The sequence below is a fragment of the Rhodoglobus aureus genome (genome assembly GCF_039527955.1).
Taxonomy (GTDB): Bacteria; Actinomycetota; Actinomycetes; order Actinomycetales; family Microbacteriaceae; genus Rhodoglobus; species Rhodoglobus aureus.
Window position 1 is genome coordinate 1 of record NZ_BAAAKW010000040.1, and the last position, 753, is coordinate 753.

A 753-nucleotide genomic window follows, 5' to 3' on the forward strand; every position below is an offset into this window, starting at 1 on the left:
TCGCCTCCCACGTTGCCTGGGGTGAAACCTCAGAAGGCGCGATCGCGGTCGTGAAGAAAGGCATCCAGGCCCACGGTGTTCCGCAGCGCCTGCTCACCGATAACGGGGCCGCCCTGAACCCGTCGAGGCGCGGAGCGGTCGGTCAGCTCGTTACCTATGTCAGCAGGCTCGGCGTTGAGGCGATCACCGGGAAGCCCTATAAACCGACGACGCAGGGCAAGAACGAACGCTTCCATCAGACCCTGTTCCGATGGCTCGACAAACAACCCCTCGCCGGCACCCTCGAGGAGTTGCAGGAGCAAGTCGACCGCTTCGACCAGATCTATAACACCGAGCGACCCCACCAAGGACTGCCCGGCCGGATCACCCCGAATCAGGCTTGGGAGGCAACACCGAAAGCCGACCCGCCCAGGCCACGAAACCAAATACGACCCGTTGGCTGGGACGGAATCCGCCGCACGACGGTCGCCGTCAACGGCATCGTCCAAGTCCGGCAAACCCGGTTCCACGTCACCAGGCTCCTCGCCGGCCAGAGCGTCTATCTCGTCGAGACCGACCAGCACCTGCTGATCTTCGACGACCAAGGCACCGAGATCATGAAACACCGCTGGCCGAAACCCGGAACCAAATACGTCCGCTCCGGTCGGCCCCGAGGACGACAACCCAGAACCCTCTAAGTGTCAGAGATGTCCTGATGCACGAACTGTCAGAGATGTCCTGATGCAGATTTGTCAGGCATGTCCTGATACATCA

General features: G+C 61.8%; 1 pseudogene. It reads left to right on the forward strand.

The window, feature by feature from the left end:
• A pseudogene (locus tag ABD112_RS14635) lies at positions 1-407 on the forward strand (integrase core domain-containing protein); the annotation flags it as partial.
• Positions 408-753: the final 346 nt, after the last annotated feature.